The 25,034-nt window shown below is 70.7% G+C and carries 23 protein-coding genes and 1 riboswitch; of the genes, 17 read left to right on the top strand and 6 right to left on the bottom strand.

Annotated features, from left to right (window positions below; translation table 11 throughout):
* Positions 1 to 5: 5 nt before the first annotated feature.
* From ABZ826_RS05320 to ABZ826_RS05300, 5 genes are all read left to right on the top strand, one after another.
* Complete coding sequence (locus tag ABZ826_RS05320) at positions 6 to 815, top strand: c-type cytochrome (RefSeq protein ID WP_361442434.1); 810 nt, start codon at positions 6 to 8, stop codon at positions 813 to 815.
* Positions 812 to 1,864: a Rieske 2Fe-2S domain-containing protein gene (locus tag ABZ826_RS05315; protein ID WP_361442431.1), complete on the top strand. Its 1,053-nt coding sequence runs from the start codon at positions 812 to 814 to the stop codon at positions 1,862 to 1,864. The genes ABZ826_RS05320 and ABZ826_RS05315 overlap by 4 nt, the downstream gene beginning before the upstream one ends.
* Complete coding sequence (locus ABZ826_RS05310) at positions 1,861 to 3,510, top strand: ubiquinol-cytochrome c reductase cytochrome b subunit (RefSeq protein WP_361442428.1); 1,650 nt, start codon at positions 1,861 to 1,863, stop codon at positions 3,508 to 3,510. The genes ABZ826_RS05315 and ABZ826_RS05310 overlap by 4 nt, the downstream gene beginning before the upstream one ends.
* A 124-nt stretch (positions 3,511 to 3,634) precedes the next feature.
* The gene (gene trpD / locus ABZ826_RS05305) at positions 3,635 to 4,699 is read left to right on the top strand and encodes an anthranilate phosphoribosyltransferase (RefSeq protein WP_361442425.1); all 1,065 of its coding nucleotides are present in this window, start codon (positions 3,635 to 3,637) and stop codon (positions 4,697 to 4,699) included.
* An 81-nt stretch (positions 4,700 to 4,780) separates the two neighbouring features.
* Positions 4,781 to 4,898: riboswitch (SAM riboswitch) on the top strand.
* A 174-nt stretch (positions 4,899 to 5,072) separates the two neighbouring features.
* Positions 5,073 to 6,449 carry an aminotransferase class V-fold PLP-dependent enzyme gene (locus ABZ826_RS05300; RefSeq protein WP_361442422.1) on the top strand — a complete coding sequence of 459 codons (1,377 nt, stop codon included), beginning with the start codon at positions 5,073 to 5,075 and terminating at the stop codon, positions 6,447 to 6,449.
* 83 nt (positions 6,450 to 6,532) lie between these two features.
* Here the strand turns inward: ABZ826_RS05300 and ABZ826_RS05295 are convergent, their stop codons facing one another.
* Positions 6,533 to 6,814, bottom strand: coding sequence for an Lrp/AsnC ligand binding domain-containing protein (locus ABZ826_RS05295; protein ID WP_093543818.1), 282 nt, complete (start codon positions 6,812 to 6,814; stop codon positions 6,533 to 6,535).
* Positions 6,811 to 7,563: a rhomboid family intramembrane serine protease gene (locus ABZ826_RS05290; RefSeq protein ID WP_361442419.1), complete on the bottom strand. Its 753-nt coding sequence runs from the start codon at positions 7,561 to 7,563 to the stop codon at positions 6,811 to 6,813. Before ABZ826_RS05290 ends, ABZ826_RS05295 begins: the two co-directional genes overlap by 4 nt.
* A gap of 165 nt (positions 7,564 to 7,728) precedes the next feature.
* Between ABZ826_RS05290 and ABZ826_RS05285 the strand changes: the two genes are divergently transcribed.
* From ABZ826_RS05285 to ABZ826_RS05265, 5 genes are all read left to right on the top strand, one after another.
* Positions 7,729 to 7,971, top strand: coding sequence for a hypothetical protein (locus ABZ826_RS05285; protein WP_351078249.1), 243 nt, complete (start codon positions 7,729 to 7,731; stop codon positions 7,969 to 7,971).
* A gap of 37 nt (positions 7,972 to 8,008) precedes the next feature.
* Complete coding sequence (locus ABZ826_RS05280; RefSeq protein ID WP_361442416.1) at positions 8,009 to 9,370, top strand: NYN domain-containing protein; 1,362 nt, start codon at positions 8,009 to 8,011, stop codon at positions 9,368 to 9,370.
* 284 nt (positions 9,371 to 9,654) lie between these two features.
* Positions 9,655 to 10,683, top strand: coding sequence for an NlpC/P60 family protein (locus ABZ826_RS05275; protein WP_361442413.1), 1,029 nt, complete (start codon positions 9,655 to 9,657; stop codon positions 10,681 to 10,683).
* A gap of 237 nt (positions 10,684 to 10,920) precedes the next feature.
* Complete coding sequence (locus ABZ826_RS05270; protein ID WP_361442410.1) at positions 10,921 to 11,952, top strand: NlpC/P60 family protein; 1,032 nt, start codon at positions 10,921 to 10,923, stop codon at positions 11,950 to 11,952.
* A gap of 17 nt (positions 11,953 to 11,969) precedes the next feature.
* Positions 11,970 to 13,214 carry a hypothetical protein gene (locus ABZ826_RS05265; RefSeq protein ID WP_361442407.1) on the top strand — a complete coding sequence of 415 codons (1,245 nt, stop codon included), beginning with the start codon at positions 11,970 to 11,972 and terminating at the stop codon, positions 13,212 to 13,214.
* Positions 13,215 to 13,228: 14 nt separating this feature from the next.
* Here ABZ826_RS05265 and ABZ826_RS05260 read toward each other — a convergent pair whose 3' ends face one another.
* Complete coding sequence (locus tag ABZ826_RS05260; protein ID WP_361442404.1) at positions 13,229 to 14,482, bottom strand: glycosyltransferase family 87 protein; 1,254 nt, start codon at positions 14,480 to 14,482, stop codon at positions 13,229 to 13,231.
* Positions 14,483 to 14,587: 105 nt separating this feature from the next.
* Here ABZ826_RS05260 and ABZ826_RS05255 point away from each other — a divergent pair, with 105 nt between their 5' ends.
* Positions 14,588 to 15,730, top strand: coding sequence for a glycosyltransferase family 4 protein (locus ABZ826_RS05255; protein ID WP_361442401.1), 1,143 nt, complete (start codon positions 14,588 to 14,590; stop codon positions 15,728 to 15,730).
* Between the two features lie 316 nt (positions 15,731 to 16,046).
* Here ABZ826_RS05255 and ABZ826_RS05250 read toward each other — a convergent pair whose 3' ends face one another.
* Entirely contained in the window at positions 16,047 to 17,843 is a 1,797-nt protein-coding gene (locus ABZ826_RS05250; RefSeq protein ID WP_361442398.1) for an AMP-dependent synthetase/ligase, read from the bottom strand.
* Positions 17,844 to 18,123: 280 nt separating this feature from the next.
* Here ABZ826_RS05250 and ABZ826_RS05245 point away from each other — a divergent pair, with 280 nt between their 5' ends.
* From ABZ826_RS05245 to ABZ826_RS05220, 6 genes are all read left to right on the top strand, one after another.
* Positions 18,124 to 18,930, top strand: a complete 807-nt coding sequence (locus ABZ826_RS05245) for a metallophosphoesterase (protein WP_361442395.1) — start codon at positions 18,124 to 18,126, stop codon at positions 18,928 to 18,930.
* Positions 18,931 to 19,037: 107 nt separating this feature from the next.
* Entirely contained in the window at positions 19,038 to 19,487 is a 450-nt protein-coding gene (locus ABZ826_RS05240; RefSeq protein WP_361442392.1) for an SRPBCC family protein, read from the top strand.
* 4 nt (positions 19,488 to 19,491) lie between these two features.
* Positions 19,492 to 20,814, top strand: a complete 1,323-nt coding sequence (locus ABZ826_RS05235) for an ArsA-related P-loop ATPase (protein WP_361442389.1) — start codon at positions 19,492 to 19,494, stop codon at positions 20,812 to 20,814.
* A gap of 83 nt (positions 20,815 to 20,897) precedes the next feature.
* Entirely contained in the window at positions 20,898 to 21,356 is a 459-nt protein-coding gene (locus ABZ826_RS05230) for a DUF5304 domain-containing protein (protein WP_361442386.1), read from the top strand.
* Positions 21,357 to 21,430: 74 nt separating this feature from the next.
* Entirely contained in the window at positions 21,431 to 22,372 is a 942-nt protein-coding gene (locus tag ABZ826_RS05225; protein WP_361442383.1) for an ROK family glucokinase, read from the top strand.
* 244 nt (positions 22,373 to 22,616) lie between these two features.
* A complete protein-coding gene (locus tag ABZ826_RS05220) occupies positions 22,617 to 23,375 on the top strand; it encodes an endonuclease/exonuclease/phosphatase family protein (protein ID WP_361442380.1) in 759 nt (252 codons plus the stop codon).
* Positions 23,376 to 23,441: 66 nt separating this feature from the next.
* On the opposite strand, the gene ABZ826_RS05215 is transcribed toward ABZ826_RS05220, so the two are convergent.
* The gene (locus tag ABZ826_RS05215; RefSeq protein ID WP_361442378.1) at positions 23,442 to 24,143 is read right to left on the bottom strand and encodes a hypothetical protein; all 702 of its coding nucleotides are present in this window, start codon (positions 24,141 to 24,143) and stop codon (positions 23,442 to 23,444) included.
* The gene (locus tag ABZ826_RS05210) at positions 24,136 to 24,915 is read right to left on the bottom strand and encodes an alpha/beta fold hydrolase (protein WP_361442375.1); all 780 of its coding nucleotides are present in this window, start codon (positions 24,913 to 24,915) and stop codon (positions 24,136 to 24,138) included. The genes ABZ826_RS05215 and ABZ826_RS05210 overlap by 8 nt, the downstream gene beginning before the upstream one ends.
* Positions 24,916 to 25,034 lie beyond the last annotated feature (119 nt).

Below are 25,034 nucleotides of genomic sequence, written 5' to 3'. Positions count from 1 at the left end.
AATCCGTGAAAAAGCTCTCCGCACGACGACGCCATCCGTTGGCGGCGGTCGTCGTACTACTCCTCGCGCTGGCGGCCACTGGGGGGCTGTACGCCGCGTTTGCGCCCGCGAGTAAGGCGCAGGCCGACGACACCGCCCAGTCCCTCGCCATCGACGAGGGCAAGAAGCTGTACTCCGTCGGTTGCGCCAGCTGCCACGGAACCGGCGGTCAGGGCACCACCGACGGGCCGAGCCTGGTCGGCGTGGGCTCCGCCGCCGTGGACTTCCAGGTCGGTACGGGACGCATGCCGGCGCAGCAGCCGGGCGCCCAGGTACCGAAGAAGAAAGTCATCTACAACCAGGCCGAGATCGACCAGCTCGCGGCGTACGTCGCGTCGCTCGGCGCCGGTCCGATCGTGCCGACCAAGAGCCAGGTCAGCCCTGACGGCGCGGACATCGCCAAGGGTGGCGACCTGTTCCGTACCAACTGCGCGCAGTGCCACAACTTCACCGGTGAGGGTGGCGCGCTGACGAACGGCAAGTACGCGCCGAGCCTCGAAGGCGTGGACCCGAAGCACATCTACGAGGCCATGCAGACCGGCCCGCAGAGCATGCCGTCCTTCCCGGACACGACGATGCCCGAGCAGCAGAAGCGGGACATCATCGCGTACATCAAGACCGTGAACAGCGCCCAGTCGGAGAATCCGGGTGGTCTCAAGCTGGGTGGCCTGGGGCCGGTCAGCGAGGGCTTGTTCGCCTGGATCTTCGGGCTCGGCGCACTGATCGCAGTTGCCATTTGGGTCGCGGCCCACACCGCTAAGGCCAAGAAGTCATGAGTAGCCAAGAGATTCCAGACGAGAACCTGCCCGCTGAGCAGGGCACCGCGCACGGCGCGGTGAAGGTCGCGGACGACCCGTTCGCCGACCCGGGGCTGCCGGCCCACAAGCCGCGCATCCAGGACATCGACGAACAGGCCGCGAAGCGCTCTGAGCGCGCCGTCGCGTTCATGTTCACGCTGTCCATGCTGGCGACGGTCGGCTTCATCGCCTCCTACGTCATCTTCCCGGTCGACAAGATCGTGTACATCTGGCCCTTCGGCCATGTGAGCGCGCTCAACTTCTCCCTGGGGCTGACCCTGGGCGTGGCCCTCTTCACGATCGGCGCGGGTGCCGTCCACTGGGCGCGCACCTTGATGTCCGACGTGGAGGTCGCCGACGACCGGCACGCCATCGAGGCCACGCCCGAGGTCAAGGCGAAGGTTCTCGCCGACTTCGCGGCAGGTGCCGAGGAGTCCGCGTTCGGCCGGCGCAAGCTGATCCGCAACACCATGTTCGGCGCGCTGGCCCTGGTGCCGCTCTCCGGTGTGATGCTGCTGCGCGACCTCGGTCCGCTGCCGGAGAAGAAGCTCCGCAACACCCTGTGGGCCAAGGGCAAGCGGCTCATCAACATGAACACGATGGAGCCGCTGCGTCCCGAGGACGTGGCCGTCGGTTCGCTGACCTTCGCCATGCCCGAGGGCCTGTCGGAGGACGCGGAGGACTTCCAGAACCAGATCGCCAAGGCCGCGCTGATGATCATTCGCATCGAGCCGAAGAACATCAAGGACAAGCGCGAGCGCGAGTGGGCCCACGAGGGCATCGTGGCCTTCTCCAAGATCTGCACGCACGTCGGCTGCCCGATCAGCCTGTACGAGCAGCAGACGCACCACGTGCTCTGCCCGTGCCACCAGTCCACCTTCGACCTCTCCGACGGCGCCCGCGTCATCTTCGGTCCGGCCGGTCACGCCCTTCCGCAGCTGCGGATCGGTGTGAACAGCGAGGGCAACCTCGAGGCGCTCGGTGACTTCGAAGAGCCCGTCGGTCCTGCATTCTGGGAGCGCGGATGAGTACTGCGACCACGAACTCACCCGGTGCCGCGGCACCGGGCAATCGCAAGGCGCCCGCCGGTGAGCGGGTGGCCGACTGGGCGGACGGCCGACTCGGGATCTACTCCCTGGCCAAGTCCAACATGCGCAAGATCTTCCCGGACCACTGGTCCTTCATGCTCGGTGAGGTCGCCCTCTACAGCTTCATCATCATCATCCTCACGGGTGTGTATCTGACGCTGTTCTTCCACCCGAGCATGAACGAAGTCGTGTACCACGGCTCGTACGAGCCGATGCAGGGCATCCGGATGTCCGAGGCCTACGCCTCGACGCTGGACATCAGCTTCGACGTCCGCGGTGGTCTGCTGGTCCGGCAGATCCACCACTGGGCCGCGCTGATCTTCCTGGCCGGCATGTTCGTGCACATGATGCGCGTGTTCTTCACGGGTGCCTTCCGCAAGCCGCGTGAGATCAACTGGCTGTTCGGCTTCCTGCTGTTCGTGCTGGGTATGTTCACCGGCTTCACCGGCTACTCGCTCCCGGACGACCTGCTCTCCGGTACGGGTGTCCGCTTCACCCAGGGCGCGATCCTGTCGATGCCGGTCGTCGGCACGTACATCTCGATGTTCCTGTTCGGCGGAGAGTTCCCCGGTCACGACTTCGTCGCCCGGTTCTACTCGATCCACATCCTGCTGCTGCCGGGCATCATGCTCGGCCTGCTGGTGGCGCACCTGATCCTGGTCTTCTACCACAAGCACACGCAGTTCGCGGGTCCGGGCCGCAGCAACAAGAACGTCGTCGGCATGCCGCTGCTGCCGGTGTACATGGCGAAGGCCGGTGGCTTCTTCTTCCTGGTCTTCGGCATCATCGCCGTCATCGCGGCCATCGCCTCGATCAACCCGATCTGGGCCATCGGCCCGTACCGCCCGGACCAGGTGTCGACCGGCGCCCAGCCCGACTGGTACATGGGCTTCGCCGAGGGTCTGATCCGAGTGATGCCTGGCTGGGAGATCAACCTCTGGGGTCACACGCTCGTCCTGGGTGTGTTCATCCCGCTGATGGCCTTCGGACTGGTGCTCGCGATCATCGCGGTCTACCCGTTCGTCGAGTCCTGGGTCACCGGGGACAAGCGCGAGCACCACATCCTGGACCGCCCGCGCAACGCTCCGACCCGGACGGCCTTCGGCGTCGCCTGGATCACCGAGTACTTCATCGTCTTCATCGGCGGTGGCAACGACCTGTGGGCCACGCACTTCCACCTGTCGCTGAACGCCATCTCCTGGTTCGTCCGGATCTTCATCTTCGTGGGACCGGTCATCGCGTTCATCGCCACCCGGCGGATCTGCCTCGGCCTCCAGCGCCGCGACAAGGAGAAGGTGCTGCACGGACGCGAGTCCGGCATCATCAAGCGCCTGCCGCACGGTGAGTTCGTCGAGATCCACGAGCCGCTCGGCCCCGAGAAGCTGCACACACTCACCGCGCACGAGCAGTACGAGCCGGTCGAGATCGGCCCGACGGTCGACGAGAACGGTGTCGAGCGCAAGGTGCCGGCTCTGCAGAAGCTGCGGGCCAGGCTCAGCAAGGGCTACTACGGCGAGGACAACCAGATCGCCAAGCCCACCGTCGAGGAGTACAAGGAGATCACCAGCGGCCACGGTCACCACTGATCGTCTGAACTGATCGCCACAGCAGGAGCCCCGTCCATCCGATGGACGGGGCTCTTCGCTGTGCGTTGCGCTCGATAGGGTGGGCCTTACCCCTTTTTTCGGCTGTGGACCCCAGGAGCGGACCATGAACGTTGTGACCCCGGTCGGCGGCGACAGCGTGGCGGACCGTTCCTGGCCCGGCCTGCTGAACCCCCTGCTGCGCGGCGAGAACCTGACCGCGGACGACACCGCGTGGGCGATGGACCGCATCATGAGCGGCGAGGCGAGCGATGTGCAGATCGCCGGTTTCGCGGTGGCCCTGCGCGCCAAGGGCGAGACGGTCGATGAGGTGTCCGGCCTGGTGCGCGCGATGTACGCGCACGCCAACACCATCCACGTGCCCGGTCCTACGGTCGACATCGTCGGCACCGGCGGCGACCTCGCCAAGACGGTCAACATCTCCACGATGTCGGCGATCGTCATCGCGGGCACCGGCGCCAAGGTCGTCAAGCACGGCAACCGGGCCTCCTCGTCGTCGAGCGGTTCCTCCGACGTACTGGAGAAGCTCGGCGTCAACCTGGAGCTCAGCGCGCAGCGGGTCGTCGAGGTCGCCGAGGAGGCGGGCATCACCCTCTGCTTCGCGGTGAAGTTCCACCCCGCTCTGCGCTACGTGGCCAGGGCCCGCAAGGAGCTCGGTGCCCCGACGACGTTCAACATCCTGGGGCCGCTCACCAACCCGGCGAAGGTGCGTTCCCAGGCCATCGGCGTTGCCGACCTGCGCATGGCGCCCATCGTCGCCGGTGTCCTCGCCGAGCGCGGCAATTCGTCGCTGGTCGTCCGCGGTGACGACGGCCTGGACGAGCTGACGACGACCGCGACCTCGCGGATCTGGGTGGTCCGGGACGGATCGGTGCGCGAGGAGTCGTTCGACCCGCGCGACATCGGGCTGGAGCTGGTGCCGCCGCAGGCGCTCCGCGGTGGCGACCCCTCGTACAACGCCGACGTGGCCCGCCGGGTGCTGGCCGGTGAGCAAGGGCCCGTACGGGAGGCCGTGCTGCTCAACTCGGCCGCGGCGCTGGTCGCGCTGGCCCCGACGGGCGGCACGCTGAACGAGCAGATCGCCGCCGGGATCGAGAAGGCCGCGGAGTCCATCGACTCGGGAGCGGCCCGGCAGGCGCTGGAGCGCTGGGTGGCGGTCAGCAACGCCTGAGCGGACGGCATGTGGCGGGGCGCGGTCCGGATCCTGGACCGCGCCTTGCGCGTTCTCCCGCGTATGGCAAGATGCTGGGCAGGTCATGAGTGACAGCGACTACGGCCCCGGCCCGCTGTCCGGCAACCCTCCGTCCGTGGCGGGGTGCCCCGGGTGAAGACCAGGCCGTAGGCAGCGAGGTTTGCGGCAAGCGCGGGCCCCTCGGCATCTGTGAATGCCAACCCCCGGGGTCCTGGTCCCTAGGGAGTCTCTTGTGAGCACGCGAATGCGATAGGGCTTCTCAGCCCTTCTCCGCACACCCTTCTCTCTTTTCGCTGCGCTGCCGCGTATCCGCCGGCGCATGCAATTCGCCTGCCTGTTACGGGAGTTCACCATGTCTGTCTTCGCCGCTGCCGCCGACCAGTCGCTTTGTGCCCCGCTGCCTGTTCTGGGCAAGGATGTAACGGTTCCGCTGGTAATGGGCGGTGATGTCACGTATGCCGCTCTCGACTACGCCGCCAGTGCCCCGGCCCTGCAGCGGGTCTGGGACGACGTCGCCGCGTACGCCCCGTACTACGGCAGCGTCCACCGCGGCGCCGGGTACCTCTCGCAGCTCTCCACGGATCTCTTCGAGAACAGCCGCTCGACCGTCGCGGAGTTCCTCGGCTGCCGCGCCGACGACCAGGTGATCTTCACCCGCTCGACCACCGACTCCCTCAATCTGCTGGCCGCCGTCGTGCCCGCCGACTGCGAGGTCTTCGTCTACGAGACCGAGCACCACGCCTCGCTGCTGCCATGGCGTGACGCCCGGGTGACCTACCTCAACGCCCCGCGCACGCCCGCCCAGGCGGTCGAGACGCTGGAGCAGGCGCTCGCCGACCGTGAGCCCTACGGCCCCGCGCTGGTCTGTGTCACCGGCGCTTCCAACGTCACCGGTGAGCTGTGGCCGGTCAAGGAGCTGGCCGCCGCCGCGCATGCGCACGGTGCCCGGATCGTGCTGGACGCCGCACAGCTCGCCCCGCACCACCCCGTCGACATCGCCGACCTGGACGTCGACTGGGTGGCCTTCTCCGGACACAAGCTGTACGCGCCGTTCGGCTCGGGTGTGCTCGCGGGCCGGGCCGACTGGCTGCGGGACGCCGAGCCGTACCTGGCCGGCGGCGGTGCCTCCCGCAGGGTCGCCCGCCGTACCGACGGCGGTGTGGATGTCGAGTGGCACTCCACCGCGGCCCGCCACGAGGCCGGTTCCCCCAATGTCATCGGCGTGTACTCCATCGCCTCCGCCTGCAAGGCGCTCACCGAGGCGGGCTTCGACAACCTCGTCGCCCGGGAGCAGCATCTCGTCGCCGCGGTCCGGGCCGGTCTCGCCGACGTCCCCGAGGTCAAGGTGCTCTCGCTGTTCGGTGACGACGCCCCGCGGGTCGGCGTGATCTCGTTCGTGGTGGAGGGATGGAACAGCTCGCACTTCGCCGCCGCGCTCTCCGCCGAGTACGGCATCGGGGTCCGCGACGGCCTGTTCTGCGCCCATCCGCTGATCCGCACGCTGCTGAGCAGTGACCCGCAGGAGGTCGGCGAGTGCGGCGCGCCGGAGGCCGAGCCGGGCGAGCTCTCCCTGAACGCGATCCGGGTGAGCTTCGGCGCCGGTACGCCGGACGAGCACATCGAGCGCTTCGTCCGCGCGGTCGGGGAACTGGTGAGCAAGGGCGCCCAGTGGAAGTACCGCACCGAGGGCGGCCGCTGCGTCCCGGACCGGGGAGCGGCGCAGCTCTGACGGGTGCGTAACGCTTCGGCGGGGGACGGGCAGCCGAGCGGCCCGTCCCCCGCCGAAGCGTTACGTCGTAGCAGGGGAAGTGTCTAGGCGTCGAGGCCGATGGCGAAGGCGGCCTCCAGGTCATGCTGCGAGTACGTACGGAAGGCCACGTGTGTGTCGGTGGCCTCGACGCCGGGGATCTTGCTGATCCGGCCGGGGATGACGTCCGCCAGGTCGTCGTGCTTGGCCACCCGGACCATGGCGATCAGGTCGTACGTACCGGTGACCGAGAAGACCTCGCTGACGCTGTCCAGCGCGGCGATGGCCTCGGCGATCTCGGGAATCCGGTCCACGCTGGTTTTGATGAGCACGATCGCGGTGATCACGGCTGGCTTTCTCCCTCGGTGGCCGTGGCTGGAGTCTTCACTCTATCCGTACGCCGATAGCGTCCCCAGGCGTAGAGGAAGCCGAGGGCAAAGCCGACCACATGGGCCAGATAGGCCACACCGGGCCCTCCGCTGCCCGCGCTCTGGACCGCCAGCCACTGCAGGACGAACCAGAAGATCAGCACGATCCAGGCGGGGAAGCGCAGCGGCAGGAAGAAGAGGAACGGGAACAGACTGGTGACCCGGGCCCTCGGGAACAGGTACAGAAAGGCCCCGAGCACCGCCGAGATCGCCCCCGACGCACCGACGAGGGTCTCGTCGGACGTGGCGTGCGCGGCGGCGTAGGCGACCAGGGCGAGATAGCCGCACGCGAGGTAGAAGAAGGTGAACTCGGTACGGCCCATGCGCTCCTCGGCCATCGCCCCGAACACGTACAGGAAGAGCATGTTGCCCAGCAGATGCAGCCAGCTGCCGTGCACGAAGAGGGCGGTGAGCGGGGTGAACAGGGCGTGCGTGGAGCCGTCCCACAGCTCGCTCGGGATCACGCCCCACCGTTCGAAGTACCCGGCCTGGGCGGCGAGCAGGGCGTCGGCGGTGGCGTAGGAGGAGTCGAGGCCGGAGAGCGGGCTCATCAGGAAGATCAGACAGCACAGGGCGATCAGGGCATAGGTCACCACCGGTCCGCGCGAGGTGACCGTCCGTAGGAGCCCGCTGGTCAATCCGGATCCCGCCGCCCGCCGATCGATCATGAACAGAGCATGACGCAAGCGGAGGGAACGGGGCAGAGCGCCTCGCCGTGTCGGGGGGACGTGGTGAGGCCGTAGGGTTACGGCAGGACATCCGCAGTTCGACGGTGCACCGCGAGATCCTTGAAGCAGGCAGCACGACGAGGCTCGACGAAAGAGGACGCAACGATGACGACGGTTCCCCAGATGACCGATGGGACCCGCTGGCGCTGCACGCTCTGCGGAAATCTCACGCGCTTCGATGTGACCCGCTCCTCCAAGGTCGTCGAATACGTCCATCTCGACCTGGCCGGGGAGTCCACCGTCGAGGAGCGCGAGGTGGTCAGTGAGACCATCGAGTCGGTGCGCTGCCGTTGGTGCAACGCGGTGGACCAGATCGAGCTGGTGGACAGGCCGGGTGCCGACTCCTGACGGAGCCGTGCGGACAGACAATTTGGGGTGACGGATGGTGGAGCAGCCCGCTAGCGGCGCCGAGTCGGCCGAGGCGGCCGGCGACGCCGTCGAGGCGCTCGACCGCCCGCTGCCCGAAGGCGTACGGCGACGGGTCGTCGCGCTGGTCGCGGACGCGTTCGGCGGCCTCACGGTCACCGAACTCCCGACTCAGCTGAGGCAGTACGCCCGCTTCACCCCGACCCGGCGCGCCAAGTTCGCCGGTAACGCGATGGCGGCCGCCCTGGAGGGCGACGCGCTGTTCCGGCAGCGCATCGGCGATCGGCTCAAGGAGGAGCAGCCCGAGCTGGCCACGGCGCTGGAGGCCGGTGCGCCGCCCGCCGCCGCCGATCCCGTCGATGTGGCCGCCGCCGCCTATGTGCTGCGCCCGATCGGCTGGGTGAAGCTGGTCGCCGCCGCCGGCGAGGAGGCCCAGCGTGCCGACGCCGAGCGTGCCGACGAGGAGAGCCGCCGTGAACTGGAACGGCTGCGCGAGGAACTCGTCCACGCCCGCTCCCAGACGAAGAGCGAGACCGAGCGGCTCCGTGTCGAGCTGGACGCGGCCCGCAAGGAGGCCGAGTCGCTTCAGCGCAAACTGCGCAGTGCCGTCAACGACGTCAAGCGCGGCGAGGCCGCGTTGCGTCGCAGCCGGGCCGAGACCGAGACCGTACGGTCCGAGGCGGCCGCACAGGTCTCCGCGGCGGAGAGCGAGACCCGTCGGCTGAAGGCGCGGCTCGGTGAGGCCGAGGCGTCCGTCGAGGCGGGCCGCCGGGCCGCCAGGGAAGGCCGCTCGGTCGAGGACATGCGGCTGCGGCTGCTGCTGGACACGGTGCTGGACGCGGCCGGCGGGCTCCGTCGCGAACTGGCGCTGCCGCCCTCCTCGATCCGACCCGCGGACAGTGTCGACGCGGTCGAGCCGGGCAGGATGTCGCCCAAGGACATTGCCGCCAGGGCGCTTTCGGAGACCGATCCGGCTCTGCTCGACCAGTTGCTCGCCCTGCCGCAGGCGCATCTGATCGTGGACGGCTACAACGTCACCAAGACCGGCTATCCGCAGTTGCCGCTGGAGAAGCAGCGGCTGCGGCTGCTGGGCGGCCTCGCGGTGCTCGCGGCACAGACCGGCGCCGAGATGACCTGTGTCTTCGACGGGGCCGAACTGGCGGCCCCGGTCCTGCTCGCGCCACCGCGCGGGGTCCGGGTGCTGTTCAGCAAGCCCGGCGTCACCGCCGATGAACTCATCCGTCAACTGGCCCGCGCCGAACCGCCGGGCCGGCCCGTCGTGGTGGTCTCCACCGATCGCGAAGTGGCCGACGGAGTGGCGAAGGCGGGGGCCAGGCCCGTTGCGTCCGTCTTGCTCCTGAAGCGCCTTTCGCGCGTCTAGCGACGCTTGTCGGAACTCGGCGGAATTCAGGGAACGGACCGTCAAGTCGCCGCTACATTCCGTGTGGTGTGGGTAAAGAAGTGCCTGGTGTGACGAGATTTTTCTTGTGAGGATTTGAACTGATCACAAGTTGGTCACTAGGGTCAGCCTTCGAACCTTCGCACGGTTGATCACCCATCCGGGGTGACGGCGAAGGAACCGCCGAGTCCGTGACGTGCACGGAGCCGGGGATTCGAATCCCCCACAGCCCGGTAGGCGGCTCGAGGAAGAAGGAGCTCGCCTTCGTGGCGTCCCACCGTCGTCCCAAGCAGCCGAGCCGCGCCCGTGTGACCGTGCTCACCGCGACCGCCGCCGCGGCCGTGGCCCTGACCTCCCAGGCGGCCCACGCCGACCCGAAGCCCTCCAAGAGCGAGGTCAAGGCGAAGGTCGAGAAGCTCAACCACGAGGCCGGCGCGGCCAACGAGCAGTACTACGGCGCCAAGGAGAAGCAGCAGAAGCTGGAGAAGGAAGTCGGCGCGCTGCAGGACAAGGTGGCCCGCGGTCAGCAGGAGATCAACAGTCTGCGCAACGGCCTCGGTTCGCTCGCCGCCGCCCAGTACCGCTCCGGTGGCATCGACCCGTCGGTGCAGCTCTTCCTCTCGTCCAACCCGGACACCTTCCTCGACGAGGCCTCGGCCCTCGACCAGTTGACGGCCAAGCAGACCGAGACCCTGGGGAAGATCCAGGAGAAGCAGCGGGTCCTCGCGCAGGAGCGCAAGGAGGCCCAGGACAAGCTCGGTGACCTCGCGGACGTGCGCAAGACGCTCGGCGCGAAGAAGAAGAAGCTCCAGGACAAGCTGGCCGAGGCGCAGCGCCTGCTCAACACGATGACCCAGGCCGAGCGCACGAAGATGCGCGAGGACGAACAGCGTGCCAGCCGCGCCGCCGGCGACCGGGTCGAGCTGGGCAAGGAGGTCCCCGCCTCCGCCTGGGGTGCCGCCGCCCTGAACGCCGCCGCCGCCCAGGTGGGCAAGCCGTACCAGCGTGGCGGCACGGGCCCCGGAGCCTTCGACTGCTCCGGGCTGACCCAGTGGGCCTACGCCCAGGCCAACGTCAGCATCTCCCGGGTCACGTACACCCAGGTCAACGACGGCGTCCATATCGGGCGCAGCGCACTGAAGCCGGGCGACCTGGTCTTCTTCAACAACACCGAGCACGTGGGCCTCTACGCGGGCAACAACACCGTCCTGCATGCCCCGTACCCGGGCACGGTCGTCCGCTACGAGTCGATGAACACCATCGGCAGCTTCCAGTTCGGCGTGCGCGTCGGCTGACGACGCCCGAACGGGCGAATTCCCGCGCCCGCGCAGACCGTCCGCCCCGCCGGAGACCACAGGTCACCGGCGGGGCGTCGTCGTTTCCGCCGCCCTGCCGCCCGGCGTGGCCTTTGGTCGCTCCGTAACCGTCCGACTACTGTCTGCCTGCCGTGCAGCTCCCGGTCGTCGGTCCGCCCACCCCGGGCGGCAGGGGCTGCGCACGTCTGCGTACAGCGGAAGGGAGTGCGGCGTCCTGTGGTGTCCCATCGCCGTTCCACACAGCCCGGCCTCAACCGGGGCGCCCGGGTCACTGTTCTGTCGGCCGCGGCGGCGACCGCGGCCGCCACGCTCGGGGCGGCCACCGCGAACGCCGACCCGCAGGACGGGCCCGGGGCCGCCAGGGCCACGGTCGACCGGCTGTACGGCGAGGCCGAGCGGGCCACCGAGCAGTACAACGAGGCCGGTGAGAACGTTGACCGGCTGCGCGGTGAGGTGAACCGGGCCCGGGACCGGGCGGCCCGGGGCCAGGAACGCCTCAACCGGATGCGGACGGCGCTCGGTTCGGTGGCGAGTGCGCAGTACCGCTCGGGCGGCCTCGACCCCTCGCTCGCCCTGCTGCTCTCCTCCGATCCGGACAGCTACCTCGACCGGGCCGCCACGCTGGAGCGCCTGACCGAGCGTCAGGCGACCGAGCTGCGGGAACTCCAGCAGACCCGGCGCACACTCGTACAGACCCGCGCGGAGGCCGACCGGGCGCTGGCCGAACTGGAGCGGAACCGCGCGGCCGCCACCCTCCACAAGCGCACCGTCGAACGCAAACTCGCCCAGGCCAAACAGTTGCTGGACGCGCTGCCCCGTGCCGACCGGTCGGCCTTCGAACGCGCCTCGCGCTCCGGGCGCGACGACGTGTTTGCGGTGACGGCCGATCTGCCGGCCGGCTCGGCACGGGCGGCCGTCGCCGTCATGGCGGTCCGCCGGGCACTGGGCCGCCCGTACATCTGGGGTGCCAACGGACCCGCCGGATTCGACTGTTCCGGGCTGATGCAGTGGGCGTACGCCCAGGCCGGGGTCAGCCTGCCGCGCACCTCGCAGGCCCAGCGGTACGCGGGACGCAGGGTGCCGCTGTCCGAGGCCCGCCCCGGCGACCTGGTCGTCTACCGCGCGGACGCCGGCCACATCGGAATGTACGTCGGAAACGGCCAGGTGATCCATGCCCCGTACCCGGGTGCCCCGGTGCGCTACGACCCCGTCGGCATGATGCCCGTCTCCTCGGTCACCCGCATCTGACCCGTACCCTCGACCGGGTGATCGACAGGCGGGGACGTATCGCGGGGCGGCGCACGGCGGGAGTGCTGCTCGCCGGGCTGCTGCTCGCCTCCGCCTGTGCGGCCCCCGGTGACGACGGGGCTGCCCCGGATTCCACCGCCGGAGACGTCCGTGCCGTCCTGGACCGCCGTGCCGCCGCAGTCCTGCACCACGACACGGACGCCTATCTGGCCGCCGTGGACCCGAGGGCCGCCGGGCTGCGCACGGCCCAGCGGCGGGAGCTGGACAACCTCGCGGACGTCCCGCTGAGCTCATGGACGTACCTGCTGACCGGCGTGAGGGAACAGGGCACCGACCGGGTCACCGCGGACGTCCGGCTGCGTTACCGGATCAAGGGTTACGACGCGGCCCCGGCCTCCGTGGACCGGGTGCTCGACCTGCGACGGGACCGGGCCGACGGCCGCTGGTACATCGTCGGCGACCGGGCGGCAACGGACGGCGGCGGGCTGCTCTGGCAGCAGGGCGCCGTCCGGGTGGTGCGCGGAAGGCACAGCCTCGTCCTCGGGGTCGGCCGCACGCAGGAGGAGCTGCGCCGGATAGCCGGGACCGCGGACCGCGCGGTGCCCGCCGTCTCCGGCGCCTGGCCGCGGCCATGGGCCGGGCGCGTGCTGGTGCTCGTACCGCACACCGTGGAGGACATGGCGGGGCTGCTGGGGTCGCCGGGGGCGAACTACCGGGGCATCGCGGCCGTCACCACCGGGCGGACCGGCGGCCCGGACCGGGCCCCCGCGGACCGGGTGATCGTCAATCCGCAGGCGTACGGCATGCTCGCCGCCCTCGGGCAGCGGGTCGTCCTCACCCACGAGATCACCCATGTCGCCACCCGCACCAGCACCTCCGCCGCCACTGCGACCTGGCTCTCCGAGGGCTTCGCCGACTGGGTGGCCTACCGGGCCGAGGGCCGTACGGCCGTACAGGCCGCGCCCGAGCTGGCCGCCGCCGTCCGGCGCGGCGAGCTGCCCGCCGAGCTCCCCACGGACGAGGACTTCGGCTTCACGGGCGACTCCGCGCGCCTGGCGAAGGCGTACGAGGGCGGCTGGCTGGCCTGCGGGCTGATCGCCGACCACTGGGGCGAGGAGAAGCTGCTCGCGTTCTACCGTGCCGTCGGAGGGCACGCGGGGCGGGACGGGGCGGTGGAGCAGGCCATGCAGGAGGTGCTCGCCACGACCCCGCAGGACTTCACGGCACGGTGGCGGGAGTCCCTGCGCTCCCGGCTCGGCTGAGCGAGACGCACGGCTCAGGGGGAGCCGACGGGCTCCGCATCCCGGCCGGTGTCCGGCCGGGAGGACGGTGCCTCGCGGTTGTCGCACGGAGCCCCGGACACCGTCTGCCGCCACAGCCGTCGGCAGGCGATCAGCGTCGCTGCGACCAGCAGGCCGTTGCGCAGGAACATCAGCGTCACGCCCGTCGTGTCACCGGCCACCACGTGGACGAACCCGAACGGGAACTCCCACTGGGTGAGGCCCGTGGCGAGCAGCACCAGACCGGTCGGCAGCACTATCCGGCTGTCGCGGAAGACCAGGCAGACCGCCGCCAGGCCGACCAGCCACAGCATGTACTGAGGACTGATCACCCGGCTGGTGGTGGTGAACAGCAGCACCGCCGAGAACGCCGCGTCGGCCGGAGTGCTCACCCGGAAGTCGTGGGCCCGCAGCCGCCACACCAGCAGCCAGCCGAAGGCGACGACGGACAGACCGAGGGCGAGCGTGCTCACCAGCGGCACATGCGGCCCCAGGAACTCCAGTGAGCCGTAGTGCAGCTCCACCCGGCCCTGCCAGCCGAACCGCCGCCACACATGGAAGACCAGGGCCCCGAGCGACTCGACCTCGGTGCCCCGGTCGCGCTGGAAGCCGAGGAAGGCCAGCGCACCGGGCATCGCCAGGGTGCAGACCAGCAGCAGTCCGGCCGCCGTCACCGCCGCGGCCGTCCACGCCCGGCGCGTCCGGGGCCCACGCGGGGTACCGGCCAGGATCAGCACCGGCCACACCTTGAGCAGCGCACCGACGGCGGCCAGCGCCCCCAGCACCCTGGGGTGCCGCGCCCCCGCCAGCAGTGCCGCCACCGCCACCGCCGTCACCATCACGTCGTAACGGGCGTACGCGGTCGTACCGAGCAGCGGAACCCCCGCCACCCACACCCAGGCGCCCGCCGCCCACCGCCCGGTCCGGCGGCTCGCGTACAGCAGCAGCCCCAGCACCAGCCCGTCGCACAGGAATGCGAGGACGAAGAAGGCCGAGGCGTACTCCAGGAACGGCAGCAGAGCGGGGGAGAGGACGACCAGCGCGGCGAGGGGCGGATACTGCCAGGTGACATCGGACCGGGGATACGTACCGCTCTTCAGGACCTCGGACCAGCCGTGGTAGATCACCGAGACATCACTGGTCACGTCCGGGCCCGGCAGCGCGATCACCTTGGTGACGCAGAGCAGCAGCGCGACCCTGGTGAGGACCCACACCGCGAGAGCGAGCCGCGTGCCGGCCGATCCCGTCATGACCGCATCGTCCCTTCGTCGGTGGGTGCTCGTACGAGGGGCCATGATGCCCGCCATGTCGGGCGCGAGCCGTTCCGACCCGAATGCCCGGTACTGTCGGAACGGATGGACAAGACCCTGATCGTGACCAACGATTTCCCGCCCCGCCCCGGTGGCATCCAGGCATTCCTGCACAATATGGCGCTGCGCCTGGACCCCGGACAGATCGTCGTATATGCCTCCACCTGGAAGCGTGGCCCCGAAGGCGTCGCCGCCACCGCCGCCTTCGACGCGGAGCAGCCCTTCACCGTCGTCCGCGACCGCGCGACGATGCTGCTGCCGACCCCACGAGTCACCCGGCGCGCGGTGCAGTTGCTGCGCATACACGGCTGCAGGTCCGTCTGGTTCGGCGCCGCGGCCCCGCTCGGGCTGATGGCACCGGCGCTGCGCAGGGCGGGTGCCTGCCGGCTGGTCGCCACCACGCACGGACACGAGGCGGGCTGGGCCCAGCTGCCTGCGGCCCGGCAGCTGCTGGGCCGGATCGGCGAGACCACGGACACGATCACCTATCTGGGGGAGTACACCCGCTCCCGGATCGCCACCGCGCTCACCCCGGAGGCGGCGAGCCGCATGGTCCAGGTGCCGCCCGGCGTCGACGAGAAGACCTTCCACCCGGACTCCGGCGGGGACCTGATCAGGGCCCGGCTCGGACTCTCGGACCGGCCCGTCGTCGTCTGCGTGTCACGGCTCGTGCCGCGCAAGGGCCAGGACACGCTGATTCTCGCGATGCCCGCGATCCTGGCGCAGGTGCCGGACGCGGTGCTGCTGATCGTCGGCGGCGGACCGTACGCCAAGGAGCTCAAGCGGCTGGCCGCCCGGACGGGGGTCGCCGACTCGGTGCGCTTCACCGGGCCGGTGCCGTGGGAGGAGCTGCCCGCCCACTGCGGCGCGGGCGATGTCTTCGCGATGCCGTGCCGCACCCGTCGCGGCGGCCTCGACGTGGAGGGTCTCGGCATCGTCTTCCTGGAGGCGTCCGCGACAGGTCTGCCGGTGGTGGCGGGCGATTCGGGCGGCGCGCCGGACGCCGTGCTCGACGGCGAGACCGGGTGGGTGGTGCGCGGCGGCTCCGTGGAGGAGTCGGCCGACCGGATCGTCACCCTGCTCCGCGACCCGGAGCTGCGGCGGCGGATGGGGGAGCGGGGGCGGGCCTGGGTCGAGGAGAAGTGGCGCTGGGACCTGCTGGCCGAGAGGCTCAAGGCGCTGCTCTGAGGCAGCTGCGGCCGGTTCTGTTCAGGCCCGCCCGAACCGGCCCCGGCCGGTGGAGGCGGCGGTGTTCTCGTACCGCGGCCGGACAGCGGTGTCGCTGTCCGGCCGGTGGAGGCGGCGGTGTCTCAGCCGCAGTTGCCCCAGCTCACGCGTCCGCCGTCGGCGTGGGCGCCGGACGGTCCGTCCGGACCGGTGTCGTGCCCCAGGACTTCGCGCACGTGCCCGCGGCGCTGCCCCCGGCCGGTGAGCGACACAAGGTCGCTTTCCCACCGATGGATATCGGCCTCGGCGGACGGCCCGCGGTTCCGGCAGCCGGCCGTCAGCCCCGGTAGATCGCCTCGATCTCGTCCGCGAAGTCCTTCGCCACCACATTCCGCTTCAGCTTCAGCGACGGCGTGATGTGGCCTGCCTGCTCGGTCAACTGAGAGGCCAGGACGCGGAACTTGCGCACCGACTCCGCCTTGGACACCGCGGCGTTCCCGTCGTCCACCGCCCGCTGCACCTCGGCCAGCAGCTCCGGGTCCTCGCGCAGCGACGCGGCCGTCGAACCGGCGGGCTTGCCGTGCTCGTCGGCCCAGCGGCCCAGGAACTCCTCGTCCAGCGTGACCAGCGCGCCCACGAACGGCCGGCCGTCGCCGACCACCATGCACTCGGCGACCAGGGCGTGCCCGCGGATGCGGTCCTCGATCACCGCCGGAGCGACGTTCTTGCCGCCCGCAGTGACGATGATCTCCTTCTTGCGGCCGGTGATCGCGAGATAGCCGTCCTCGTCGAGCGTGCCGATGTCGCCCGTGTGGAACCAGCCGTCGGCCAGCGCCTCGGCCGTCGCCGCCTCGTTGTTCCAGTAGCCGGTGAACAGGTGCTCGCCGTGCAGCAGCACCTCGCCGTCGTCGGCGATCCGGACGACCGAACCGGGCAGCGGCTGACCGACCGTACCGATCTTCTGCCGGTCCCACGGGTTGAAGGCGGTGGCCGCGCAGGTCTCGGTGAGGCCGTAGCCCTCCAGCACGGTGAAGCCGATACCGCGGTAGAAGTGGCCGAGCCGCTCGCCGAGCGGTGCGCCGCCGGAGATCGCGTACTCGCCACGTCCGCCGAGCACGGCCCGCAGCTTGCCGTAGACCAGTCGGTCGAAGAGCTTGTGCTTGAACTTCAGGCCCAGGGACGGGCCCTGGGGGGTGCTCAGCGCCCGGCTGTAGGCGATCGCCGTGCTCGCGGCCCGGTCGAAGATCCTGCCCTTGCCGTCGGCCTGCGCCTTGGCGCGCGCCGCGTTGTAGACCTTCTCGAAGACGCGCGGCACACCGAGGATCAGCGTCGGCCGGAAGGAGGCCAGTTCATCGGTGAGGTTCTTGATGTCGGGCACGCAGCCGAGCTTGATCGGGGCCATCACCGAGGCCACCTCGACCAGCCGTCCGAAGACATGCGCGGCGGGCAGGAAGAGCAGCACCGAGCACTCGCCGGTACGGAAGAGGGGCTTCAGCCGCTCCACCACGTTGCCGCACTCCGCGAAGAAGCTGCGGTGCGTGAGTACACAGCCCTTCGGGCGGCCGGTGGTGCCCGAGGTGTAGACGATGGTGGCCGGGTCGTCCGCCTTGGCGCTCGCCATCCGCAGGTCCAGGGCCGCGTCCGAGATGTCCTCGCCGATCGCCGACAGGCCGCGGACCGCGTCGTCGTCGATCCGCCAGATGCCCTTCAGGGCAGGCAGATCCGCCTGGACCGAGACCACGGAGGTCTGGTGCGCCTCGGACTCCACGATGCACAGGGCGGCACCGGAGTCACCGAGGATCCACTGGATCTGTTCGGGCGAGCTCGTCTCGTACACCGGCACGGTGACCGCGCCGGCGCTCCAGATCGCGAAGTCGAACAGGACCCACTCGTAGCGCGTACGGGAGAGCAGGGCCACCCGGTCGCCCGCTTCGATCCCGGCGGCCATCAGACCCTTGGCGACGCCTCTGACCTCGGCCAGGAACTGTGCGGCGTCGACATCGGCCCACCCGCCCGCCACCTTGCGGCTCATCACCGCGACGTCGGGATGCTGAGCGGCATTGCGGCGGATGAGATCCGTCAGGTTGCCGTCCGAAGGGACCTCGTACAGGGCCGGAAGGCTGAACTCGCGCAAGACTGCTGCTCCTCATCGGGCTCCGGTGCCACGGCTCTGTGTGACGCACCGGCTGCGGTCCAAGACGGGCACGTGCTCAGTGGGGTGAGCACGACTGGACTGCCCGGACGTTACCCACCAGTACTCGGTTCCCGATAGGGGGTTCCGGCCAGATGTCTTATGCGTCACATACAACCGTGATCCTTGGGCGCACAGTAGTCCACCGTCGTGACGACCCGGAGGTCGTCGCAGGTCCGGCGGCCTCTATCCAGGTGGACGGCGGAGTCCTAGGGTGATCGCCATGCCAGCCGGACCGAACAGTGAAGGAACCCCGACCGCGCGGCGCACCCGCCTTCATGTGGTCAGTGATGTGCACGGCAACACCGAGGCCCTGGCCCGTGCCGGGGACGGCGCCGACGCCCTGATCTGCCTGGGTGACCTGGTGCTCTTCCTCGACTACGCCGACCACTCGCGCGGCATCTTCCCCGATCTCTTCGGCGTGGAGAACGCCGACCGGATCGTCGCGCTGCGCACCGCCCGCCGCTTCGAGGAGGCCCGCGCGTTCGGCCGCGGCCTGTGGGCGGGCAAGGACCGCAACGCCGCGATCGTCTCGGCGGTCCGCAAGCAGTACGCCGAGCTCTTCGCGGCCTTCCCCACCCCGACGTACGCCACCTACGGCAACGTCGACATCCCCGGCCTGTGGCCCGAGTACGCACGGCCGGGCACCACGGTCCTCGACGGCGACCGCGTCGAGATCGGCGGCCGAGTGCTCGGCTTCGTCGGCGGCGGCCTGAAGACCCCGATGAACACCCCGTACGAGATCAGTGACGAGGAGTACGCGGCCAAGATCGAGGCGGTCGGCCCGGTCGACGTGCTCTGCACCCACATCCCGCCGGACGTGCCGGAGCTGACGTACGACACGGTGGCACGCCGCTTCGAACGCGGCAGCCGGGCGCTGCTCGACGCCATCCGCAGGACCCGTCCCCGGTACGCGCTGTTCGGCCATGTCCACCAGCCCCTGGTCCGTCGGATGCGCATCGGTGCCACCGAATGCGTGAACGTCGGCCACTTCGCGTCCACCGGCAGGCCCTGGGCCCTGGAGTGGTGACCGCACCGGCGGCGGACCCTGGACCGGGGCGGCGCGCGCACGCGATAGCCTTCAGGCGGCAGACCTCTGCCGACGCACCGGTACACCGCACTGGAGGAGCCACGGCGATGGCTGAACACACCAGCTCGACGATCACGATCGAGGCGGCACCGGCCGACGTCATGGGAGTGATCGCCGACTTCACCCGCTATCCGGAGTGGACCGGTGAGGTCAAGGAGGCCGAGGTCCTCGCCACCGACGACCGGGGCCGTGCCGAACAGGTCCGTCTCGTCCTGGACGCCGGAGCGATCAAGGACGACCACACCCTCGCGTACACCTGGATCGGCGACTACGAGGTCAGCTGGACCCTCGTCAAGTCCCAGATGCTGCGCGCCATCGACGGCTCCTACGCGCTCGCCCCGCTCGGCGACGGCGACCGCACCGAGGTCACCTACCGGCTGACCGTCGACGTCAAGATCCCCATGCTCGGCATGATCAAGCGCAAGGCGGAGAAGGTCATCATCGACCGGGCCCTGGCCGGCCTGAAGAAGCGCGTCGAGTCCGTACCGAAGGCCTGACCCGGTGCGTACGGTTCTCGTCACCGGCCCCGGCGGCGCCGGCCGTACCACCGTCGCGGCGGCGACCGCACTGGCCGCGGCCCGCCGAGGCCGCCGCACCCTGCTGCTCTCCGCCGACGCCATACCCGGCTTCCCCGACGGCACGGAACCCACCGAGGTCACCGACGGCCTGTGGTCCGCCCGCATCGACTCCGGCGAGCACTTCCGCGGCGAACTCCTCGCCCTCCAGGACCAGGCGTCCGGGGTGCTCGACCTGCTCGGCGGGAACCGGCTGGACGGCGAGGAACTCACCGAACTCCCCGGCAGCGCCCAGCTTGCCCTCCTGCACACCCTGCGCCGCGCCGCCGAGGGCGACTGGTCGCACGAGGGCTACGAACTCCTCGTCGTCGATATGCCGCCGCTGCGCGAGGCGCTCGCCGTGCTCGCCCTGCCCGAACAGCTGCGCCGCTATCTGCGCCGGCTGCTGCCCCAGGAACGCCAGGCCGCACGCGCCCTGCGCCCGATGCTCGCCCAGCTCGCCGGCGTGCCCATGCCGGCGCAGTGGCTGTACGAGGCCGCCGCCCGCAGCGACGCCGAGCTGGCCGCCGTCCAGGCACTGATCGAGGACCGCGGCACCACGCTCCGGCTGGTCGCCGAACCCGGCCCCGCCGCCGAGGACGCCCTGCGCACCGCCCGCACCGGACTCGCCCTGCACGGACTGCGCGTCGACACCCTCGTGGTGAACCGGGTCCTGCCCAGGCACTCCGGCGACCCCTGGTTCGCGGCACTGGCCGCGCAGCAGGAGAAGACCATCGACCACTGGTACGAGGAATGGGTGCCCGCGACGGCCCTGTGCGAGGTGCCCCACCTCGGCCGCGATCCGCGCGGCCCGGACGATCTCACCCTCCTCGACACCGGGGCCGGCTGCACCGTCTTCGAGGAAGCGGGCACCGGCGGCGGACTCTTCGAAGGCGACGGACTCGCCGCGGAGCTGGCCGACCGGCGCCCCGGCCGGGCCGACGACCCCTGGTGGATCGAGAACCCGAACGCCCCGGACGGCATCGACGAGCTGCGGACCCTGCTGCCCGGCGACCGGATCGTGGCCGTCCCCCCGTCCGCCGACGACTCCGTCCTGGTCTGGTGCCTGCCCCTGCCCGGCGCCGTGAAGACGGACCTCCAGCTGGTGCGCCGCGGCAACGAACTGCTTCTCACCGTCGGTCCGTTCCACCGGATCGTTCCCCTGGAGTCAGGGCTGCGCCGCTGCACCGTCTCCGGCGCCGCCCTCACCGACGGGGTGCTCAGAGTCAGGTTCACACCGGACCCCGGACTCTGGCCCCGGACGAGCTGAACGGCGCGTCACGGTTCGGGTAACGTCGGTAGTGAGCGGCCCGCGTGCCGGGCCGCAGCCGAACCACGTCGCAGGAGTCCGCCATGAGCGAAGCCACCGATCGTCCCGTCGACGACGACGCGTGGGCGAAGGCCTGCGCCGAGGACCTCGAAGCGGAGAAGGCCCGCCGTCGTGCCCAGTACGGCCCGCCGCCCGGCTCCGCCGCCGAGGAACTGCGCAAGCTGGTCGACGCCGTGGCCGACAAGGTCTCGTCCCTCCGGACGCCGCTGTTGGGTGCGGCGGCCCAGGGCACCGTGCAGCAGATCATCAAGCAGGCGAAGTCCGCCGTCGAGCCCGTCATCGAACGCAATCCGGACGTCTTCGACCACATCGCCGCGGCCGGCGGCGAACTCCTCGCCGCCTACCGCTCCGCCGTCGAAGGCCAGGAACGCCGCTGGACCCGGGGTGCCGAGGACTCCGCGCCCACCGGGAAGAAGGCCGACGACCCCACCGACCCCCGCGACGAGGGCCCCGCCGCCGGCGAGCACATCGACCTGGACTGACCGGCGCGGATGGGCCGGGTCCCCGGCTCGGGTACGGTTGGCCACAGCGGGGCTCGACCGAAACTGAGGGATTCATGGGACTCACCATCGGCGTCGATATCGGCGGCACGAAGATCGCAGCTGGAGTGGTCGACGAAGAGGGCCGGATCCTCTCGATGTTCAAGGTGTCGACCCCGCCGACGGCTGAAGGCATCGTGGACGCGATCGCGGCAGCCGTGTCCGGCGCGGGCGAGGGCCACCAGATCGACGCGGTCGGCATCGGCGCCGCCGGATACGTCGACGACAAGCGCGCCACCGTGCTGTTCGCTCCGAACATCAACTGGCGGCACGAGCCGCTGAAGGACAAGGTCGAGCAGCGTGTCGGCCTGCCGGTCGTCGTCGAGAACGACGCCAACGCCGCCGCCTGGGGCGAGTACCGCTTCGGCGCCGGACAGGGCCACGACGACGTCATCTGCATCACGCTCGGCACCGGTCTCGGTGGCGGCATCATCATCGGCAACAAGCTGCGCCGCGGACGCTTCGGTGTGGCCGCCGAGTTCGGCCACATCCGGGTCGTCCCGGACGGCCTGCTCTGCGGCTGCGGCAGCCAGGGCTGCTGGGAGCAGTACGCGTCCGGGCGCGCCCTCGTGCGGTACGCGAAGCAGCGCGCCAACGCCACCCCCGAGAACGCCACGATCCTGCTGTCGCTCGGCGACGGCACGGTGGACGGCATCGAGGGCAAGCACATCAGCACGGCCGCGCGGCAGGGCGACCCGGTGGCGATCGACTCGTTCCGCGAGCTGGCCCGCTGGGCCGGGGCCGGACTCGCCGACCTCGCCTCGCTCTTCGACCCGTCCGCGTTCATCGTCGGCGGCGGGGTGTCGGACGAGGGCGATCTCGTCCTCGACCCGATCCGCAAGTCGTTCCGGCGCTGGCTGATCGGCGGAGAGTGGCGCCCGCACGCCCAGGTGCTCGCGGCCCAACTGGGCGGCAAGGCAGGACTGGTCGGCGCGGCGGACCTGGCCCGCCAGGGCTGAGAGCCTGTCGGGCGGCCTCTGATCGGGCGGCCACGCCCTGGCACGCACGCTTCCCGCGTTGCCGAAATACCCTAGTAGCTCCGCTACGAGGACATCCCGGCGCCTTGGAATCGCACGTACCAGACCGCGTCCGCTGTCCGATCGAACGCCGCCCGACAGGCTCTGAGCCACCGACAGCCGGACAGAGCCGGACGCCCGTCGCGCCCCATGGGGAGCGGCGGGCGTCCGTCGTATCGTGAGACGCATGGTCCCGACGCCGCTGCCCGACTCCCGTACCGAGCAGGATGGTTCGGCCGTCATCCGGGTGCTCAGCTACAACATCCGGTCGATGCGCGACGACTGCGAGGCGTTGGCCCGGGTCATCAGTGCCTGTGCCCCCGACCTCGTCCTGATCCAGGAGGCCCCGCGCTTCTTCCGCTGGCGCAAGCGCGCCGCCTGGCTCGCGGCCCGCACCGACCTGGTCGTGCTCAGCGGCGGTGCCACGGCGGCCGGACCGCTGCTGCTCTGCTCGCTGCGGGCCGCCGTGGAGCGGACGGAGGACGTGCTGCTGCCGCTCACGCCCGGACTGCACCGCAGGGGCTTCGCCACCTCGGTGGTACGGATCGCGGGCACCCGGATCGGACTGCTGAGCTTCCATCTGAGCCTGCAGCGCGACGAACGCCTGGCCCAGGCCGAGATGGTGCTCGAACGGCTGGACGCGATGGGCGTCGAGCACGCCATCGTGGCCGGTGACCTCAATGACGTACCCACCGGGGCCGCGTTCCGGCAGCTGGCCGGGCGGCTCCAGGACTGCTGGGCGGTCCGGCCGTGGGGCGCCGAGAACACCTTCCCGACGAACCGTCCGCGGCGGCGCATCGACGCGGTCTTCGCGACGCACGGGATCGAGGTGCTCGACTGCGGTGTCCCCACAGGGCTGCCGGGTGTCACCGGGGCGGATCTGCGGGCGGCCACGGACCATCTGCCCGTATTGGCGGCGCTGCGAGTGCCCGCGACCAGGCCCTGAGCAGCGCGGCCGGCCGCCGTGCCTCGGGGCGGAGATGCCCGCGCCCGGTGGGTCGTGCCTCCGTCCTCAGACCACCGCTCCGCGCCCGGGGTCGTCGTCGTCCTCGTCGTCGTTCATCCGCGCCACCAGGGTGACGAAGCCGCCCAGGAAGCCGCCGACGCAGACCGTCGTGAGCCACCAGGTCATGTCCCACCGCAGCAGCACCGCGACCAGCATCAGCACCGGACCGCCGACGACCGCGAGCCAGGCGAACTTCGCCGTGACATCGGCCTCCGGCAGCGGCGGCGGCTCCGGGGGGACGAAGTGTCCCTCGTCGCTGTCGTCGAGATCACTGTCCTTGGGTTCCGCGACCTCGTAGTCGCGCGGACCGGCGACGCCGGGCGCGAACACGATCGAGCTGCCGAGCGGCTTCTCCGGCGGCTTCGGCGTCTTCTTGCCGATCCCCTTGTCCGGATCCAGGACACCCGACTGGTCGTCCTCCAGCAGCGCGAGGTCCTCGACCGACCTGAACGGCTTGGCGCCCGGCGGGTCCGGCGGCTCCGCGCCGTACCCTGCGACGATCGCCTGCCATGCGGCGTCCTCGTCGATCGACGGATCGGCGGACCGGTCCGCGTCGGCGCCCGGCGGCACCGGCTGGGCAGCGGTGTCCTGCGGACCCGTGCCGTCGTCGGGAACGGTCGTTCCCTCCGCGGGAAGGGCAGCACCCTCCGCGGGAAGGGGCTCGCGCTCCTCCCCGCCGCCCGCGCGCTCCGCGTCGTGCTCAGCCACCTGACGTGCTCCCCTTCGTTCCGACGCTCGGAGCGAGGCGGTCGATGAACGAAAAGCTCTCGTCGAAGATCCGCTCCGCATCGTGGTCCAACGTCGCGACGTGGTAGCTCTGTTCCAGCAGGATCTCCTCGACGTCCGTCGACGACACCCGGCTGAGGATCCGGGCCGAGTCGGCGGGCGGCACCACGTGGTCCTGCGGACTGTGCAGCAGGACGATCGGCTGGGTGACCTGGGGCAGCTCGGCGTCGACCAGACGCAGGAAATTCCGCAGCGAATGCGCCGCGTGCAGCGGCACCCGGTCGTACCCCACCTCGTCGGAGCCCTTCAGGGCGATGTCGCTCGCCAGCCCCTTCGTCGTCCGCACCAGGTGGCGGGCGACCGGCAGCGCGTACGCCGACAGACCGTGCACCTTGTTGGCCGGATTGACGAGCACCAGGCCACTGATCGCGTCCCCGTGCTTCGCCGCCAGCCGCAGCGTCAGCGCGCCACCCATGGACAGGCCGAAGACGAAGACCTGGCTGCACCGCTCCAGCAGGGCGCGCAGCTCCCGGTCCACCTCCGCGTACCAGTCCTGCCAGCCGGTGAGCTGCATGTCCTCCCAGCGGGTGCCGTGTCCGGGCAGCAGCGGCAGCGAGACGGTCAGCCCGCGCTCCGCGAGGTGGTCGGCCCAGGGACGCAGCGACTGCGGGGAACCGGTAAATCCGTGACAGAGAAGGACGCCGACCTCTCCGCCCTCGTGGCGGAACGGCTCGGCTCCAGGCAGGACCGGCACCGGGGTCTCCTGTTCATGAGGCTCGAAGGGGAGCGAAAGGGGGAGTGAAGAAGGATTGCTTCACCGTACGCGACCGGGCCGACACCGACCAGGGGCGTCACGGTCGGGGCGGCCGCCCC

Source organism: Streptomyces sp. NPDC047515 (assembly GCF_040643055.1).
Lineage (GTDB): Bacteria > Actinomycetota > Actinomycetes > Streptomycetales > Streptomycetaceae > Streptomyces.
The sequence above is the reverse complement of the archived record's forward strand: the minus strand, read 5'-3'. Positions and strand labels throughout refer to the sequence as shown.